The sequence below is a fragment of the Flavobacterium sp. WG21 genome, assembly GCF_000335775.1.
In the GTDB taxonomy this organism is placed as follows: Bacteria; Bacteroidota; Bacteroidia; order Flavobacteriales; family Flavobacteriaceae; genus Flavobacterium; species Flavobacterium tructae.
Genome location: NZ_AMYW01000012.1, coordinates 65287 through 84855, shown reverse-complemented (window position 1 = coordinate 84855; position 19569 = coordinate 65287). Strand labels below are relative to the sequence as shown.

The 19569-nt window shown below is 34.9% G+C and carries 10 protein-coding genes; 7 read left to right on the top strand and 3 right to left on the bottom strand.

Annotation, left to right across the window (positions count from 1 at the left end; translation table 11 throughout):
* Positions 1–122: 122 nt before the first annotated feature.
* Positions 123–995 carry a lysophospholipid acyltransferase family protein gene (locus C245_RS0110965; protein WP_017496645.1) on the bottom strand — a complete coding sequence of 291 codons (873 nt, stop codon included), beginning with the start codon at positions 993–995 and terminating at the stop codon, positions 123–125.
* 113 nt (positions 996–1108) lie between these two features.
* Between C245_RS0110965 and C245_RS0110960 the strand changes: the two genes are divergently transcribed.
* Both C245_RS0110960 and C245_RS0110955 read left to right on the top strand, forming a co-directional pair.
* On the top strand, positions 1109–1747 hold the full coding sequence (locus C245_RS0110960) for a rhomboid family intramembrane serine protease (protein WP_017496644.1): 639 nt from the start codon (positions 1109–1111) through the stop codon (positions 1745–1747).
* 53 nt (positions 1748–1800) lie between these two features.
* Positions 1801–2493, top strand: a complete 693-nt coding sequence (locus C245_RS0110955) for an SIMPL domain-containing protein (RefSeq protein WP_017496643.1) — start codon at positions 1801–1803, stop codon at positions 2491–2493.
* Positions 2494–2820: 327 nt separating this feature from the next.
* Here the strand turns inward: C245_RS0110955 and C245_RS0110945 are convergent, their stop codons facing one another.
* Positions 2821–3237, bottom strand: coding sequence for a thioesterase family protein (locus C245_RS0110945; protein ID WP_017496641.1), 417 nt, complete (start codon positions 3235–3237; stop codon positions 2821–2823).
* Between the two features lie 429 nt (positions 3238–3666).
* Between C245_RS0110945 and C245_RS24015 the strand changes: the two genes are divergently transcribed.
* Entirely contained in the window at positions 3667–8175 is a 4509-nt protein-coding gene (locus tag C245_RS24015) for a zinc-dependent metalloprotease (RefSeq protein WP_081603533.1), read from the top strand.
* 98 nt (positions 8176–8273) lie between these two features.
* Here the strand turns inward: C245_RS24015 and C245_RS0110935 are convergent, their stop codons facing one another.
* Positions 8274–8942 carry a response regulator gene (locus C245_RS0110935; RefSeq protein WP_017496639.1) on the bottom strand — a complete coding sequence of 223 codons (669 nt, stop codon included), beginning with the start codon at positions 8940–8942 and terminating at the stop codon, positions 8274–8276.
* Positions 8943–9160: 218 nt separating this feature from the next.
* Between C245_RS0110935 and C245_RS0110930 the strand changes: the two genes are divergently transcribed.
* The 4 genes from C245_RS0110930 (at position 9161) to C245_RS0110915 (ending at position 19569) form a co-directional block, all read left to right on the top strand.
* Positions 9161–9394 (top strand): hypothetical protein, encoded by a 234-nt coding sequence (locus C245_RS0110930; protein ID WP_017496638.1) that lies wholly within the window; start codon positions 9161–9163, stop codon positions 9392–9394.
* A gap of 104 nt (positions 9395–9498) precedes the next feature.
* Positions 9499–11523, top strand: a complete 2025-nt coding sequence (locus C245_RS0110925) for a tetratricopeptide repeat-containing sensor histidine kinase (protein ID WP_232424352.1) — start codon at positions 9499–9501, stop codon at positions 11521–11523.
* A 404-nt stretch (positions 11524–11927) separates the two neighbouring features.
* A complete protein-coding gene (locus tag C245_RS0110920; RefSeq protein WP_035746533.1) occupies positions 11928–12437 on the top strand; it encodes a UpxY family transcription antiterminator in 510 nt (169 codons plus the stop codon).
* A gap of 247 nt (positions 12438–12684) precedes the next feature.
* On the top strand, positions 12685–19569 hold the full coding sequence (locus C245_RS0110915) for a non-ribosomal peptide synthetase (protein WP_017496635.1): 6885 nt from the start codon (positions 12685–12687) through the stop codon (positions 19567–19569).

Below are 19569 nucleotides of genomic sequence, written 5' to 3'. Positions count from 1 at the left end.
CACCTTTTTCATATTGAAAAAGGTGTTTTTTTATTTTGAAGACTCAAAAGTGAAAAAGTATTTTAGGTTTGAACATTAAAAACTCACAATTCACATTTTACATCTCACATTTCATAAAAAAATTACTCTATCCTGTGTTTCCATCTTTTGTGCGTCCATAAATAGAATTCAGGAGCTTCATAAATTTGTTTTTCTACTTCTCTTAAGTATTTCTCCGTAATGTCAAAATTTTTATAATCATTCGGATTATCGGCAATCGGTACAAAGGTAGCTTCGTAATACCCTCTGGCTACTTTTTTTACTTTTACAAAAATAACACTCAGATCGTATTTTTTGGCCAGCATTTCGGCACCTGTATGCACTGGAACTTCAATTCCCATAAATTTCATCGAATGGAAAATTCGGTCCAGTTTAGGCGATTGGTCGCTGGCTAAACCGTACATGCTTAAAATTCCGTTACGCTGGTTTTGAGCCATTGTTGGAATCGCTTTTCTGGTTTCGACTAGTTCCGTATCGTATTTAGAACGTATTTTTCGAACCAATTTATCAAAGTAGGGGTTGGCCACTTTTTTATAGACTGCTATACCCTGAAAAGCAATTTTAGTGTTCATGGTTAAAAGCCATTCATAACTGGCGTAGTGCGCAGCTACCAGAATGGTACTTTTACCTTTTTTCGCATACTCGTTTACAATCTCAATATTCGTAGTTTTAAATCTTCTTTCCATTTCTTCAGGTGAAATGCTCATCGTTTTGATCATTTCCAGAAACATGTCGCACATGTGGCTATAGAATTTCTTTTCGATTTCTTTTCGCTCAGCATCGTTTAAATGTGGTAAAGTAAGTTTTAAGTTTTCACGTACTACCTTTTTGCGATAGCCTACGATTCTGTAAATCAGAAAACAAACAAAATCAGAAAACCAGTAAAATATTCGGAATGGGAGAATAGAGATTAGCCATAGAAAAGGATAGGCTATTATATAAACGAGAAATTGCATGTATTGTTTTTTTTACAAATATAAAGCAAAAATGAATTACGAGCGATATTTTGAATTGATGCTAACATATGTTTAAGAATGATTATATTTACAATTCACATTAAAAGTTTTTTATGAATACCATTTTGATTGGAATTATAGTTGCCAATGTTTTGATTAGTTATCAGGGTTTCAACAATCTTGCTTTTTTTAGAAAATATGAGTTTCATGTAGGAAGTATTCGTTCGGGAGAACAAATAAGAATGCTTTCATCCGGTTTTTTACATGCCGATATGATGCATTTGCTTTTTAATATGCTTACACTTTGGTTTTTTGCTCCGGTGGTATTGCAATGGCTGGGTAATTTTTCTTTTCTGTTAATTTATTTCGGGAGTTTAATTTTCGGAAGCTTATTAACGATGCTGTTTCATAAAAACGATTATAGTTACCGTGCAGTAGGGGCGTCGGGTGCGGTGACAGGAGTTTTATACTCCGCCATATTGTTACAGCCGGATATGATGTTGGGAATCTTTTTTGTCATACCAATGCCGGCCTATTTATTTGGAATTTTGTATTTATTGTATTCGATATACGGAATGAAGGCTAAAAATGATAATATTGGACATACAGCACATTTTGGAGGTGCTATTGGCGGATATTTCATAACTTTGATCAAAGAGCCTTCTTTATTTGTAGATCATAGTTTAATGGTAATATTGTTGGCAATCCCTATTTTAATCCTTTTCGTAATGGCTAAATTGGGGAAATTGTAACAATGGCACAACTTTTGAAAGGTCACTAATCAAATAATTTAAATATAATAAAAATGAAGAAAGTAGTATTATTTTTAACCATCATGTTTATGTCTATGTCTTACGCACAAGAAGTCAAACAAATTCCTCAAATCAATGTAAGTGGTGAAGGAAAAGTAAAAATAGCACCAGATCAGGTTTGTATTTCAGCTACGGTGGAAACAAAAGGGAATAATGCTAAAGATGTCAAAAAACAAAACGACGAAAAAATTGACGCTGTTTTGAAATTTATTAAAAAAATGAATGTTCCTGTTGCTGATTACAAAACGAAACAAGTTTCGCTTAATCCGCAATACGATTACGAAAAAAAGAAAACAAGTTATAATGCTACTCAGACTGTAGAAATTGTATTGAAAGATTTATCTAAGTACGATGAAGTAATGGAAGGTTTGGTACAACAAGGAATCAATCGTATCGATAATGTTTCTTTTGAATCTTCTAAATTAGCACAACACCAATCAGAAGCTCGTAAATTAGCGATTAAAGATGCTAAGGCAAAAGCGGAAGACTACGTTTCAGTTTTAGGACAAAAAGTAGGTAAAGCAATTGCAATTTCAGACAATTCTCAAGTATACAATCCTAGACCGATGTATGCAGCTATGAAATCAATGGCTATGGATACCAACGGTGGTGCTGAACATGAAACGCTTGCAGTTGGAGAAATTGAAATTACAGCAAATGTAAATGTAAGCTTCGTTTTAGACTAGATCTGATAAAAGAATAAATTTCAAATCCCAAATTCCAATTTAAAACTGGAGTTTGGGATTTTTTGTTTTAACTACTCTCAGGTATCATAGCAAGATATTTTTCTATGCCGGGAGTTTTATAATTTAAAAAAGCTTTGTGGTAAAGGAAGTATTGCATAACCTGTTTAATACCATCTATCGCTCTGAAAGAGCCTTTGCACTAGCATAGTGCGAAGCACTATGAAAGGGATATTGATAATGATTGTTTTAGCCCTGAAAGGGCACAAGCCTAATTCCAAAGAAGAGAAATTGATTTATATTCTGTTTTCGGAAGAGATTTTTCTCTACTTATAGCTGTAATGAAGGTGCATCAACAAAATTACTTTTCAATTCTTCAGGCAAATAAGGTCGGCCTCCGGTAGCGGGAATACAGGTTCCTGTAAATACAGCCGTAGCCATTGTTTTTCCGTTTTTTATAATCGATTGTTTGAAATGCAAACGTGGTAATCCCTGAGCATCAGTATAAACAGCACAAGTAACATCAAAATTGTCGTCTTTTTTTAGCGAGCGGATAAATTTGATGCTGTATTCGGATAAAACCATAAACACACCATTTTGAGCCTGTTGCACAAAATCAAAACCTAAAACCTCACGAACAAAGTCATGACGGCATTCTTCCATATAAAAAGGGTAGTATAAACCGTCCATAATTCCTTGTATGTCTATGTGTGCATCCACAGCAGTGTAATTTTTTGAATATTCCATAATGTAATTAAAGTTAGAACTGTTTGAACGTATTTTCTTATTTTATATTGTTGTGTTTGAATCATTTTATCAGATTAGAATCCCGGATTTATAAAAGTGAAAATGCAAAGTATTCAAAACCAATTTGTAAACTTCATTTAAGGGCTTTTTTTAGCGTTTTTTATGAAAAAAACTTCTCAATTTTTAGACTGAACTTTAAAAAATAGAAGATAAGTTGTGTTAAAAAATCGTGTCGCCCTGAAAAACAATAATATAATATCATTTCATACTAATATAGCATAAAGATAACATTTGGGTTAAAGTTAGATTTGAAAAGTTAATTCATATAATAAGTGGAGTATCTTGATTTAAATCGTAATAAATTAAGATTTAAATTATGTGTGCTGTAAATAATTAACAAAATAACAAAACTAAACCAAAACAAGTATTATGAAAAAACAACTACTTTTATTAGTATTGTGTTGCCTCTGGAGTATGCAGGGAGTTAAAGCACAGGATCTAATCGAGCCTTCACACAGCTGTCGTACAAAAGAGGTCAATGAATTACAATTAAAGAACCACCCCGGTTCATTGAAAGAAAGTAAAGCGTTTAATTTTTTTAGTAAAGAATATGCTAAAAAGCTGAAAACCAATAAAAGTTCGGTAAATACTACTTATACCATACCGGTTGTTTTTCACGTGTATGGTACATCGTTTAATGGTAAAACAGTTACTCTTGAAAAAATACAAACAGCTTTAAAACATCTTAATGAGGATTTTCAGGGTTTGAATGATGACTTCAATACCGTAGAGCCCTTTTTTCAGGCAAGAAGGGGAACCTTAAATATTGAGTTTAAACTCGCACAGATAGATCCCAATGGAAAATGTACCACCGGTGTAATTTTTGAAAGAAAAAAAGACGGATATGGTAACGGGAGTGGGTACGATAGCCAAATTCAGGCAGATGCCTGGGACAATTACAAGTACATGAACGTTTACATTCAGAATGATTTGTATGCTGATGGAGCTACCAATAATTCAGGAGTTTGCTGGTATCCGGATTCGTGGATGTCCGATAATAAATTGGCAAGATGCGTTTATAACGGAGCTTATCTGGGAGAAAATACCAATAAAGAATTTGCATCGGTACTGACTCACGAGTTTGGTCATTTCCTGAATTTGATCCATACTTTTGATGGTGGCTGCACAGGGACTGATGAAGTGGATGATACTCCAAAAGAAGACGGAAAACATTCTTTAGGCTGTGTACCGGGAACGAATTGCGACGGTGACAAAGTAAATATCGAGAATTATATGGGGTACAATGCTGCACAAGGATGCAGTAAGATGTTTACACAAGGACAGGTAGCGAGAATGCTTGCCGCTTTACAACACGCTGCAAGAAAAACTTTATGGTCAGCACAAAATTTGATCGATACCGGTGTTAATTCTACCGGAAGCAGTGTAACCACAAATGTTACAAGTTTTAAAGAAGATATTGCTAATAACGGAACGGTTACTGGCAACGCTGTAATTACTTTAAATGGAACCGTCTTTTCGAAATCGTCGGGAGCTTTAACTTCCGGGGTAGATTTTAGTTCTAATCTGCCCGCTGGTTTAAGTGCTGCGGTTGTTATAAACAGTAGCAATCAGGCTACCGTTACTATAAGCGGAACGGCGACGAATCATAACGCCAGTAATACTGCCAGCGGTGGAATTACATTGTTAGCCCCTGCATTAAATGGTGGAGTGAGTGGTATGCTTTGTGATGGTTTGAGTTGGAATTTTAAGTTTAGAGATCCTTACGGTATTTTCTATGTGGATATACCCGATATGACAGTTACGCCAACGTCTACCTGGAAATATTTTGCGCTTGAAAAAGGAGATGATGTAAAATATGGTGCGTGGCGATTTGCAGCCAATCATTTAAAAGTTGAAACTTACGGAAAAAGACTGGTAACCAATACAGGAACTAATAATATTACTCCTCTCGGCTTTAATGCCGCAATTAATGCAACCAGTAATTTTACAGCGCCGGGAGCATATCCGAACCAATTAGATCTTAGAACCTCTTCTTATAAGGCATGGGATGGAAAAACGGATTATTTAGGTTTCGAATACACCATTGATGGAGAAAAATGTTACGGTTGGTTAAAAGCAGTTGTTGCTGCAGACGGTTCAGGATACAGTATTGTAGAATATGCTTATAATACACAACCGGGCGGAACCATTTATACCGGAATCACAGATAAAGTGGCGTTAAGCGTTTCTCCGGCTTCACTTTCGGAGAGTGCTGTTAATAATGGAAGCATTTCTCAAATTTCTTCTATTAAATTAACGACGAACAATGGAACTTTTGTCAAAAATTCAGGAGTACTAACTCCCGGAGTTGATTATACGATCACAGGTGTTCCGGCTGGTTTGACGGCTAAACTAAATGTAATAAGTACTACCGAAGTTCAATTGGCTTTTACAGGAAATGCTGCGGTGCATTTGAAAGAAAATAGTACTCAGGTAGCAGTAACCTTTTTAAATCCTGCTATTACAGGTGGGGTGGCAGTATTGTCAACTTCTGTTGCAGCTGTTAAAATTAATTTCAGAGATCCTTACGCGATTGTACATGTGAAAGATCTGAATTATACCGTGGATGCTGAAAATACATGGAAATTCTTCAGAATTACAGCGGATGCCGATCAACAGGATTATGGAGTTTTTGTGGATAAGGGTGATCTTAAATTAGAAACCTATACAAAGTCTATTGTTTGTGAGGGTAATTCTTTAAACATGAGTTTGATTGGAGCCAATCAACTTATTGATGGCAACAGTAATTTTATTGAAGGGGGCAGTTATCCTGATCTGCACAATTTAAGAAATGCGGGTTATAAATCATGGGATGGTAAGACGGGCTATATTGGTTTTAAATTTACAATAGCTGATGAACCATGTTATGGTTGGTTTAAGGTGAAAGTAAATGCTAAGGGAACTGCCTACACATTATTAGAATATGCTTACAATACAGAACCTCTGGCAGGTATACTTACGGAGGATATTCCGGCAGATCTTTCTGTTCATTTAGCCACCACACCGGATGAAATCAATGAAAATGCTGTAACTAATGATGGAAGTTTTGAAACAAAAATCACAATTCAGTTAACAACAAACGGTGGGACTTTTACAAAAAGTTCAGGCAATTTAGTTCAGGGAACAGATTTTACCGTTACAGGATTGCCAGCAGGTTTGACTCCTGTAATTACTTTATTAAACAGTACAACAGCTGAGTTGAGTTATACGGGTAAAGCGACGGCCAATGAAGCTTCAAATACAGTCACGGCGACTGTTACTTTCCTGAATCCTGCAATTACCGGAGGAGCTGCGATTCTTGATACGGATTATTTTACAACTAAGTTTATTTTTAAGAACGCTTATAAAATTATTTATGTTGATCTTCCAACTCCTTTAACAGTATCTGTTACAGGTTCTAAATGGAATCCGTTTAATATTACGGCAGATGCAGATCATACCAGCTACGGGTTATTTATTGACGGCAATGACTTAAAGTTAGAAAATTATGATAAGGATTTGGTTTGCGAATCAGGAATTAACAATATCTCGTACTTAGGCTATAACGTTACAATTGGTGCAGCAAGCAATTGGAACGGGACAAGAGTTCCTACTTTAAGAAGCAGTACTTATACAGTTTGGGACGGCAAAACAGGTTTTATAGGTTTTAAATATACGAAGAATGGAGTGCCTTATTATGGTTATTTTGAAACGGTTGTAAGTGCCGATGGCCAGAGTTATACGATCAGTAAATATGCCTATAATACAGCTCCTACAGCTTCAATTACTACGCCTCTCCAGTTGGGTGTGGTTAAGATGAGTACCAATCCGACAACAATCGCTGAAGATAAATTAACAAATAACGGAACTTTTACAACCACAGTAACGGTACAGCTGACAACAAATGGTGGAACTTTTACAAAAAGTTCAGGCAATTTAGTTCAGGGGACGGATTTTACTATAACAGGTTTACCATCGGGTTTAACTGCTAGTGTGAGTGTAGTAAATAACACTACGGTTCAGGTAAGTTATCAGGGCAAAGTCATTGTTAATGAGGCAGCCAATGCCACTACAGCTACAATTACCTTTTTAGATCCGGCTATTACCGGCGGATCAGCAGTTTTAGAAAATAAATCGTTCACTACTGATTTTACTTTTACAAATGCTTATGTGGTGGTTAAAGTAGATTTACCGACCCCGATAGTAGTTTCGGCTGCGAGTCCTTCGGGATCCTTTAGAATTACTGCCGAGGTAGATGGAAACGATACCGAATTTAAGCTGCAGTATGGCGAAGAGGGCGTGAAATTTTTGACCAATAACGGTTTAGTAAGTGAAACAGGAACAAGTTCAATTAGTTTTATTGGAACCAATCAGACAATTGGAGGAAGCAACAACTGGAATTCGTCAGGAGATGCAATGATTAGCAGTCCTGCTTATAATAACTGGAATGGAAAAACGGGATTCATTGGATTTACATTTGTTAAAAACGGCATTCCTTATTATGGTTATTTTGAAGCAGCCGTAAGTACAGACGGAAAAAGTTTTGCAGTAATACGATATGCCTACAGTGCAGGACCGCAAGCTTTAATTACAACGCCCGCTACAGTTAATCCTTTTACTTTTCCTACTTTGGGCAGTGTTGATTTTGAAAACAAAGTAGCTTTTAAAGCTTATCCAAATCCGTTTAATGATGTCATAAACATTAGTTCTGATTCATTTTCAGGGAAAAAAGTAGAGGTGTTAATTTATAACAGTTTAGGACAGAAGATGTTTGTTAAATCATACGATGCCAATGATGACACTATAACTGTAGATGGCAGTAATCTTACCAACGGTTTCTACTTTTTGAAGGTGAAAGTAGACGGTGTGGCACAGCCAGATAAAAAGATAATAAAATAGTCGATTTTAAATAGAAATTGATTGAATGGAAGGCTGTCTGAAAGGACAGCCTCCTTTGTTTTGTGTCTTTAAATAAAATAAGGAGAATACTGACCTTGTTATAATAATCCCAGCGTTTTAGCCTTTTCAATTAGATCTTTGTCGCTCCCTTTTCCTTTTAATAACTGATCTTTTATGTTGGCTTTCCTTTTTTCTATAGCGCTCATTGAAAGAGGGATATATTCCGGAAGATTTACTGTTTTTACGCCTTCAGAGATTAGAATTAAAATTTGATTGTCGTGATTGTCCCAATTTATATTTTTCTTAAACAGTTCTCTTTGAGATTCAACAATGGTATCACTTCTGAATATTTCGCCCTTAATAATGTTTTTACAAATTACAGGGAACTGTTCAAAATTGATGTCACTTTTGGATATAAAACCTTCAGGCCGAATTCCTTTTATTATTTTGTCGACAGTCAAAGGTTCACTACGCATAGTAAGGAGTACTATTTTGCAATTCGGAAATTTTTCCTTGATTAAATAGGCCAGATCTATACCGTCATTAATATTTGATTGTTTGTAGGGCGGCAGATTAATATCAAGTAAAGCAAAATCTATATTAATATTTTGCTTGTGATGAAGAATGATTTTATTGTAAGCATCTTCACAATTATGACTTTTAATAAAATTTGGTAAATTTTGCTGAAACTCACCATCAGATAAGAGATTGATATAGCTGTCCACCGTCATTGGATGGTCGTCGACGATCAAAATATTAAGATTCATAATTTGTTTAATTCTATTGGAAACAAATGTAAGAAAAACTACGGTTTTTCCGTAATGGAATTTTGATTGTTTTACAACTTAAGAGATTAGTTGAATGACTGATAATTAGTGTAAGTCCCAATTTTAACATGAATTAAATGAAATATTACGGATTTACCGTACATTTTAATCCGGAGTTTAGTGTTTTTTTGTTTTAATAATCAATTAAAGTTATTTTTATGAAAACGAAGTTATTTATTCCGGGATTGCTAATTGCTGTAGCATTGTTAACTTTTTCATGTACAAATGATGATTACGAAACGCCGAAAACTCAGAGTAGTCAATCAAAAAAATTGCATGAAAAACTGGATCCAAAAGCAAATAATATGGTAAATGGAACGACTAATTCGGATATTGACTTGTTAAATACTGAGGGTGATCCCGAAATTACAAGACCAACCAGAAAAGACTAAATGTTTTTGTGTTTATAAAAAAGACTATTTGATTTATTTTTAAATCTTATAGTCTTTTTATTTCAAAACCCTATATTTGAAATTGTAAAATAATACTTAAACTTTTGACGACACCTTTTAAAATAGTTTGCTTATTACTTGTGCTGACTTTTTTTTCCTGCAGGAAAAATGAATTCGCGAATGCTAATGATAAAATCACTATTTCCTTTGATGGTAAGCATTTAAATGGTAAGGAGAAAGAAAAATATTTAGATTCCATATTTAATTTATTAAAGGATCAGAATAATGATTCTGTTACCAGAAATCTTCATTTTAAGCTGTCTACAGAATATTACTACAATAAAAACCCAAAGAAATCTTTAGCAGCCAGTTTAGAGGTTTTGAGGTTATCTAAAGAGGTTGATGACAAAGAAGGAATCGCAAAAGCATTTTATTATATTGGCGACAGCTATGGAAATGTAAAAAAGGACAGCGCTTATTTTTATTATTTGCAAGCCGAAAAAGTATATTCTACATTATCGGATTACGATAATACGGGACGGATGTTATTTAACAAAGCTTATGTTTTGTTTTATGACGGAAATTATATCGAATGCGAAGTCGAAATCTCTAAAGCTTTACAGTATTTAAAAGAATCTAAAGATCAACAGTTGCTCTATTGCTGTAATGCCTTAATGGGGAATTGCCTGGAAAAGCTGGTCAATTATGATAAAGCATTGTGGTACCATCGTATGGCTTTGAATAATCTGGAAAAGATAAAGCTGAATCATATTGACAAAGATGAAATAACCAATTACAATGTTACCGCTACGATTAATATTTGTAATCTGTATGATTTAAAAGGAGAATATTTAAAGTCTATAGCAAAGCTGCAAGGTTTACTTTCAAGTGATTTAGAGAAAAATTGGCCTCGTCTGTATGCTAATGTTCTGAGTAATCTGGCTTATTCTAAAATGAAAATCGGGGAATACGACAATGTTTATGAAATGTTCTCCAAATCATTAGAGATTTTGAAAAATAAAGGAGATGAAGCAGATATTTTATATAAAAAGATCCGCATTGGAGAGTATTTCCTCACACAAAAAGATACTGCTAAAGCAATAGAAGTTTTAAAAGAAGCCAATTTGTTAGCTACGCGAATTAAGAACAGTAATGAAATTTTAACGTCATTAAAACTGCTTTCTACTCTGGATAAGAAAAATAGCCTCTATTATGCAAATGAGTACATTAATTTGAGTGATAGTATCAATATTGTTCAAAAAAATGCACATAATAAATATGCAAGAATTGAGTATGAAACTTCCAGAATTGAAGACGAAAATAAGATTCTGACGAAGAAAAATTTCTATATTTTAATCCTCTCATTTGCGTCAATTTTTGTATTGCTGATTGTTGTTATTTTAAGATATTCCAAGTATAAAAATAAAGAATTTCAGTTCCTTAAAAAGCAAAAGTCTGCAAACGAGGAAATCTATTTATTGCTGATGGAACAGCATGAAAAAATAAACAATGCAAGAGATAATGAAAAATCTAAAATTGCAAAAGAACTTCATGACGGAATTATGAATAGAATTTATGGAGTCCGAATGAATCTGGGCTTTTTTAATTCTAAGGTAGAGAAGGAGATAATTGAAAAAAGAAAGGAATATATTTTTGAACTGCAAAATATAGAAAATGAGGTTAGAATGGTATCACATGATCTGAGCCATAGTTCTTTTTTAGATGGTAATGACTTCAATGTTTTACTGTTAAGTTTAATCGAAGGTCAAAAGGGTATTAGTGATACTGAATTTAGCTATACAACCGACGAAAATTTTGAATGGTCGGCTATTCAAAACATTTATAAGATTAATTTATACCGCATTATTCAGGAAGCGATTTTAAATATCAACAAGTATGCGAATGCCACAAAATGTGAAATTAAAATTCAGTTTGAGGCTAATAGTATTCTAAGAATGTCAATTACAGACAATGGTCAGGGATTTGATACTTCAACTAAAAAAGAGGGTATTGGTTTGAGCAATATGAAAGAAAGAACCAGTTCGCTAAAAGGTAAATTTAGTATTGAATCACAAATTGGAGAAGGAACCAAAATTGAAGTCCAGTTTAATATTCGGGAGCTGACTTGATGCCGGAAAACGACTAATTTTTGACTTATATCGTGAAATATAAACCCGACAGGTTTTCAAAACTTGTCGGGTTTGTTTTTTTTAAAACAAAATACTTCTCCGTCCTCCGATTTTTTTTTAACCAAAATGTTTAAATCGACTTTTTCTTAGTGGTTGGTTTTTAGAGGATTATAATCGTTTTCGCTTTCCACACAGAAACAACGAGTATTTGATTTATTATCAGTGTTTGACGCATTTTAATATGAAAGCCCGTAGTTTTTATTTAAAAAGTCCGTAATTTTTATATATAGACTACTACTATTTTAGCCGTAAATAAAATGTGTTTTAATTTTTCAAATCCGCATTAAGAAGAGTATCCTCGTAACCGAGGACAGCGAAGCTATTAAAAAAATGGAGTGTTATTTATGAAGTCAATTCACAATGGTTGGTACGTTTTATATGTTAAATGTCATCATGAAAGAAAAGTATTTGATATGCTTGGATATCTGTCTATTAAAGCTTTTTTGCCAACCATTCACGTACAGAGTGCACGTACGGACAGAAAAAAGAGTATTCAGAAATTGCTTTTCCCTTCTTATGTTTTTGTAAAGATAAATTCTTCATTAGATTTTTATAAAACGCTTTCCGTTAATGGGGCCTGCATGTACATCCGTTTTGGAATGGAGTATGCCAAAGTCAGTGATGAAGAAATGCGAAAAATTGAACTTTTGCTTTTAAATAATGACGTTACTGAGGTCGAAACGCATGTTGAAGAATTTAGTGTTGGAGATTTTAAAACGATCTCTTACGGTTCCTTAAAAGGATTAGAATGTGAAGTACTAAATACAAACAACACCAATAAAATTGTGGTTAGAATTGATTCGCTGCAGAAAAATATCACCGCTACAATTCCATCCTATTATTTGCAAAATTAACATTATGGAGCGTAAAAAGCCCGGCTTTCGATTATGATGGAGTTAAACTCTGAATAAGAACGAGCTTTTTCCTGCTGAAGAGTAATAGTTTAAATATCTATAGTATCCATATAATTAATAGAACTATAGCCGGTAATGATTTAGATCTATTTTATTAAAAGACAGTTTTTATAACTAAACAGAATTCTTATACTTTTTTCATCACATTTTGAAGAAGTAAATGTCCATCAAATTATTAGAGTTTTAAATGACAACCATCGAACAAAAAAGTATTTCGAACTATTGGGTAACAAAAGTTAAGAATAACCCCGTGATTAATAGTATTAAGGCGGAAAATGGGAATAGTAAGAAGATACAAGTTGATACCAACAATCTTTCGTTTTTTAAAAAACTTACCGGTGAGAATGCAATAGCAGAACTAACTGTTTTAATTGCGGTTTACACTGCTTTACTGCAACGTTATTTTGAAGTGGAGAGTTTCATTTTTATGTCGAAACCTACTGATGCTGAAACTGCATTATTGTTTAAAAGTATTTCCGCATCTGGTCAATCATTTAAAGATTATTTAGGGGAAGTTAAAAAGGAACTACAGGAAGTTTATAAACATTCGGATTACGACGATACGTTACAGGAAAAATATCCTTTTGCTGAATATGCGCTTTTTGGCTTTTTCTACAATTCAAAATCAGCTCACACAAAAAATAACTTTCCGTTTTCATTATCAGTAAACAAAAACGATACAGAATTGGAGCTATCTCTTTCCTACGATGTTTCGTTTGTGGAGGATCATGTGGCAGCTCATTTTTTAAGTATTTATGCAAACTGGCTGTTGCAACTTGAGCATTGTATGAATGATTCGGTTGATCAAATACCGGTTGTTACTCCGTTGGAAAAAGAAGAATTGTTAGACTCTTTTAATCCTTCTGTAAAAAAATATCCGACTAAAACGCTGGTTGAGTTATTTGAGGAACAGGCAGCAAAAACACCAACTTACACAGCTGTTATTTTTAAGGACAGGGAATTAACTTATAACGATCTGAATCAGCATGCGAATCAGTTGGCCCATTATCTCAGACAAGAGTATGATATTCAGCCTAATGATTTAGTTGGAATAAAGCTCGAACGAAACGAATTTATAGCAGTAGTTGTATTAGGGATTCTTAAATCCGGTGCAGCTTATGTGCCTGTCGATGTTAATTATCCTGAAGAGCGAATCAAATACATCGAAAAGGACAGTCAGTGTAAAGTGGTTATAGATGAAAATGAATTTAGAAATTTTCTCAGTCGTAAAGACAATTATAAAACAGACAATCCTGAAAGACTAAATCAGTCCACTGATTTAGCGTATATCATTTATACTTCGGGAACTACCGGAAATCCGAAAGGGGTTATGATTACGCATCATAATGCAGTTGTTTTACTTTATTGGTCTCGGGAGGAGTTTAATGCTGCTGCTTTTGATGTGGTTTATGCGGCAACTTCTTATTGCTTTGATCTTTCGGTATACGAATTGTTTTATCCTTTATCTATTGGAAAAAAAATAAGAATTCTGGACAATGCACTCGAAATTGGAGAAGCACTTCAGTACGATAAAAAGGTATTGATCAATACCGTGCCGTCGAGCATTCGTAATACTATAGAAAGCGGATACCGTTTAGAAAATGCCGCGATAATAAATCTGGCAGGCGAGCCTTTTCCGGTTGATATTGCTAAGAAATTATTACAGACTAATGCCGAGATACGAAATTTATACGGGCCATCTGAAGATACAACGTACAGTACAGTTTATAGATTATCAGCGCAAAAAGAGTACACGGCTTCAGTTTCGATAGGGAAGCCGCTGGCGAATACTCAGGTTTACTTACTGGATAAAAAATTAGAATTGGTTCCTGTTGGTGTAGCCGGAAAATTGTACATCTCGGGTGATGGATTGTCAAAAGGATATTTGAATCGTCCTGAACTAACTGCTGAAAAATTCATACCGAATCCGTTTAAAGAGAAATCTTTAATGTACGATACCGGAGACATGGCCAAATGGCTTCCGGATGGAACTATTGATTTCCTGGGAAGAAAAGATTATCAGGTAAAATTAAGAGGATACCGCATCGAATTGGGAGAAATTGAAAACGCAGTGCTCTCTTTTTCAGAAAATATTACACAAGCCGTTGCTCTGGTATTACAAAAAAACGGAGTGCAAAGTTTGGTGGTCTATTTCACTAAAACTAAAGTGACAGATCACGAAATTTTAAAAAATTACCTTAAGGAAAAGCTTCCGGTTTTTATGATACCGCATTATTTGATTGGCGTGGACAAAATTCCGTTGACACCAAACGGAAAAATTGATCGTAAGGTTCTTGAAAATTTGCCATTGAATCAGGTATCCAATGCAAATTATGTAGCCCCGAAAAGTGAAACAGAAAAAGCACTGACTATTATTTGGCAGGAAATTTTAGGGATCGAAAAAGTAGGTGTCGAAGACAACTTTTTCGATTTGGGAGGACACAGTTTAATGATCGGTCAGGTGATCAATCTTATTTACAAACAGTTGGAGGGATCTATTTCTTATAAAGAGTTTTTCTTAACTCCTACTATTGCACAGATAAGTCAAAAAATACAAAAAGGAGGTTATAAGGTAATTCCCAAAGCGAAAGCGCAGGAATATTACCCGTTAACCTCTTCACAACATAAAATTTGGGTACTGAGTCAGTTCGAAGGCGGTAATAGTGCGTACAACATGCACGGAGCCTTAAAATTTAGAGGAGATTTGGAAGTTTCAAAACTCGAAAAAGCTTTCCGTCTTTTAATCGCTAAATATGAAATTTTAAGAACGTATTTTAAAGCGGGCTATGATGGCGAAATAAGTCAGTACATTTTAGAAGAAGGCGAATGGAATTTTGCCCTTACTCACGAAAATTATCTGAATAAGAGCACAGAAGAGATTTCTCAATATTTAAAGGAACAACAAGCGGCTATTTTTGATTTAACGAAAGCACCATTATTAAAAGCAGCACTATTAAAAACAGAAGAGAACGAACATATTCTGTCATTGGTGGTGCAGCATACCATAAGTGATGGCTGGTCGTTAGAGCTTATGTTTGCTGAGATTGTAGCTGCTTATAATAATTTGGTTCAGGAAAAACCGATTGATTTTTCACCTGCGGCAATTCAGTTTAAAGATTATGCGATATGGTTACAGTCACAGGAAAACGAAGAAGCAGTTTTAGATTCAGAAAATTATTGGTTGTCTGTATTTAAAGAAGATATTCCTGTTTTGGAATTGCCAAGTTACAGAAGCCGTCCGGTCAGACAAACTTATAATGGTAATACACTTTCGTATCAATTTTCGGAGGCCTTTTTATCAAAATTAAAACATTTTTCCAAGACGAATAATGTGACCCCGTTCATGACGCTAATGGCCGGAATCAACGCTTTGTTGTACCGCTATACAAATCAGAATACGATCGTTCTGGGGACTCCGATAGCCGGAAGGGAGCACCCGGATCTGGAAAACCAGCTGGGATTATTTTTAAATACGTTAGCGATTAAAACCGAAATAAACGGAACGAATAGTTTTTCGACCTTACTAGAGCTGCAAAGAAAGATCTTAATCGAGGCTTATGAACATCAAAATTATTCCTTCAGTACTTTAGTCAACAAACTTAATTTAAAAAGAGACGCTTCAAGATCGGCCTTGTTTGATGTGTTGGTCATACTGCAAAATCAGGCACAATTAAACACCCTATCGACTAATGTTCCAATGCTGGGAGTTGAGATAGAGCCTTATGAAGTGAAACGAAATACTGCTCAGTTTGATCTTAGTTTTATTTTTACGGAGCAGGAGGAAAGGTTGTTATTAAGTCTGGAATACAATACCGATTTATACGATGCCTTTTGGATTAAGGCAATCTTCAAACATTTCGAGAATTTGTTAACGACTGTATTCAATGATGCAAACGTTACGATTGATGCGATTGAATATTTAGAGGAAACAGAAAAGGAATTGTTACTGAAAACATTCAATGCTACTGAAATATACTTTCCGAAAGAAGCTACTATTGTTGACCTCCTTGAATCTCAGGCAGCTAAAACGCCAAATAATTGCGCCCTTATCTTTAATGATGTACAGTTGACTTATAAAGAACTCCACGAGCAATCCAATCAATTGGGGGAATATCTGAGAGAAAATTATACGATCAGCCGCAACGATTTAGTCGGTGTTCGTTTAAAAAGAGACGAGCGTTTGCTCATAACCATTTTAGGAGTGCTTAAATCAGGAGCAGCTTATGTTCCGATGGATGTTAATTATCCTGAGGATCGCATAAAATATATTGTAGAAGATAGTAATTGCAAAGTTGTAATTGACGAAAACGAATGGAGTAAATTTCAGGTAAAGAAACAACACTATAGTATCGAAAATCTTCCAAAAATAAACAGAGCCGGAGATTTGGCTTATGTTATTTATACTTCGGGAACAACAGGTAAACCAAAAGGAGTTCTGATAACCAATAAAAATGTTACAGCACTCTTGTACTGGGCTAAAAAAGAATTCAATACAGAACGTTTTGATTTGGTCTATGCCGTAACCTCACATTGTTTTGATCTTTCGGCCTATGAAATGTTTTTTACGTTATCTGTTGGTAAGACTATAAAACTCCTTAGCAATGCTTTGGAGATAAGTAAAGAATTAAAAACTGATAAAAAAGTTTTACTGAATACCGTTCCTTCCAGTATACGAAGTCTGATGGAGGAAGATTTTTCTTCATTAGAAAATGTCAGTATCATCAATTTAGCAGGTGAACCATTTCCGGTAGATATCGCCAGAGAATTGCTGCGCACTACAGCAGAAATCAGAAACCTGTACGGACCTTCTGAGGATACGACTTATAGTACGTATTACCAGTTAGAAAAAGGAAAGGCCTACAAAACAATCCCGGTTGGAAAACCTATTTCCAATACACAGGCTTATGTATTAGACAAAAATCTACAGCTTACGCCACTGGGTATTGTTGGAAAACTTTATCTAGCCGGCGAAGGAGTAGCTCTGGGATATTTGAATAAAGAAGAACTTACGGCCGCTAAATTTATCAAAAATCCATTTGTTGAAGGAAGTGTTTTATACGATACGGGCGATATGGTTAAATGGTTTCCGGACGGGAATATTGAATTCCTGGGCAGAAAAGACCATCAGGTAAAATTAAGAGGTTATCGAATAGAGCTGGACGAAATAGAAAATGGTCTCCTGCAATTTTCAGAAGATCTAAAACAAGTTGTGGTGGCGGTAAAACCGTTTAAAGGCGCTGATACTTTAGTGGCATATTACACAACTGTTAATGCTATTTCTAAAGATGATTTAAAAGCCTATCTACAAAGCAAACTGCCTGCTTATATGGTGCCACAATACTATGTTGAGGTTCCTTTTATTCCGTTATCTCCAAATGGAAAAACAGACAAAGAAGCACTTCCGAATATCGATGAAACTAACGAGACGAATAGTGGTTATGTGGAGCCAAAAGGAAGGATTGAAAAAATAGTAGCACTTATCTGGAAAGATATTTTAGCAGTAGAGACCATCAGTGCGACCGATGATTTTTTTAATCTGGGAGGACACAGTCTCAAGCTGGGACAGTTGATTAATAAAATAAACGAACAGTTACAGGTTACCGTTCCTTTTGAAAAGCTGTTTGAATATTCCGTTTTAAGAGATCAGGCCGAACTCATAAAGAGATCGTTCTCTAATAATTTTGAACCTATTACAGCAGTTCCTGCGGCGGCTTCATACGAGATGTCGTATGCACAAAAAAGCCTTTGGATGGTAAGTCAGTTTAAAGGGAATGAAGTGGCTTATAATATTCCGGCGGTATATCATTTTCATGGAACGCTTGACATTATTGCGTTTAAAGAAGCTTTCTATCGGGTTATCAAAAAGCATGAAATCCTGAGAACTGTTTTTAAAGAAGATGACGAAAAAAGTATCAGACAGTTCATTACACCATCTGAAGAGTTTAAACTTTCGATTGGATGCGAAGATTTTAGCGACTTTAATGACAAAGAGCTGTTACTACAGCAGGAAATTAAGCAAATAAGCAATTTTGAATTTGATTTGTTCAAAGGGTCTTTATTCAAGGCAAAATTAGTTCGTATCGATTCCCAACACCATGTTTTGTTATTTGTAATTCATCATATCATATCCGATGCCTGGTCATTGCAGCTTCTGATAGAAGAGATCAGTAGTAATTACAATTCAATATTGAAAAAAGAGGCGGTTCTGCCTTCTTCTAAATTAGACATTCAGTACAAAGAATACAGTCAGTGGCTGAAAACTCAGATTGAAACAAACGCCATAACCAATGCTTATTGGATGAAGGAGCTGCAGGGGCATTTAAAACCGCTCCATTATAAATATGAGTATCTGCTTCCGGATGATATTGAAAATCAAGACAATAAAATTGATTTTTCCCTGAATGCCGAGGTCAATTCAGCCATAAAGAAGATCGCTAAAAAGCTTAATGTCACTGAATTTTCATTTCACTTAGCCGCATTTTTCAGTTTCCTGCATTTACAAACAGAGCAATCGGATATTGTATTAGGAGTTCCGTTTGCCGGAAGGGCTCATGCCCATCTCGAAGATCAGCTGGGGTACTATGTTAACCTGCTGCCCATACGAGTTAAACTTCATCAAAATGAAAATTTCGAAACCATAATCAGAGGGGTTCAGCACAAATTGTCAAAAGCTTTTGAGCACCAAATGTACCCAATCGATTTAATTCTGAGAGATTTAGAATTTGAAAGAGGAGACAGAGGAACCAATTTTATCAATACCGGTTTTACCTGGAATGAGCTTACTCACGATGAATTTACAATCAATGAAAATCTTAAGGCAAAAGCGCAAAGTGTAGCTACAGAACAGGTTAAATATGACTTGTGGGTGATTTCAAACGGTTCCAATTTCACTCTTGAATACAGAAAAGAGGTTTTTAGCAAAGACACCATAGCTCTTTTTACCGAACGTTATCTGGTATTTCTCGAAGAATTGTCAAAAGGCATAGAACATGAAATAGGAGACTACAGTTTTAAAACCGAACGTGAAAAACAACTGGAAGCTTCCAGAATCAATATCGAAATCAATTTTTAG

What these genes read in the sequence shown, in the direction of transcription:
- C245_RS0110920 (WP_035746533.1), top strand. Translation starts at nt 11,928, where the DNA reads ATGAAGTCAATTCACAATGGTTGGTACGTTTTATATGTTAAATGTCAT.
- C245_RS0110955 (WP_017496643.1), top strand. Translation starts at nt 1,801, where the DNA reads ATGAAGAAAGTAGTATTATTTTTAACCATCATGTTTATGTCTATGTCT.
- C245_RS0110965 (WP_017496645.1), bottom strand. Translation starts at nt 995, where the DNA reads ATGCAATTTCTCGTTTATATAATAGCCTATCCTTTTCTATGGCTAATC.
- C245_RS0110930 (WP_017496638.1), top strand. Translation starts at nt 9,161, where the DNA reads ATGAAAACGAAGTTATTTATTCCGGGATTGCTAATTGCTGTAGCATTG.
- C245_RS0110960 (WP_017496644.1), top strand. Translation starts at nt 1,109, where the DNA reads ATGAATACCATTTTGATTGGAATTATAGTTGCCAATGTTTTGATTAGT.
- C245_RS24015 (WP_081603533.1), top strand. Translation starts at nt 3,667, where the DNA reads ATGAAAAAACAACTACTTTTATTAGTATTGTGTTGCCTCTGGAGTATG.
- C245_RS0110945 (WP_017496641.1), bottom strand. Translation starts at nt 3,237, where the DNA reads ATGGAATATTCAAAAAATTACACTGCTGTGGATGCACACATAGACATA.
- C245_RS0110935 (WP_017496639.1), bottom strand. Translation starts at nt 8,942, where the DNA reads ATGAATCTTAATATTTTGATCGTCGACGACCATCCAATGACGGTGGAC.
- C245_RS0110915 (WP_017496635.1), top strand. Translation starts at nt 12,685, where the DNA reads ATGACAACCATCGAACAAAAAAGTATTTCGAACTATTGGGTAACAAAA.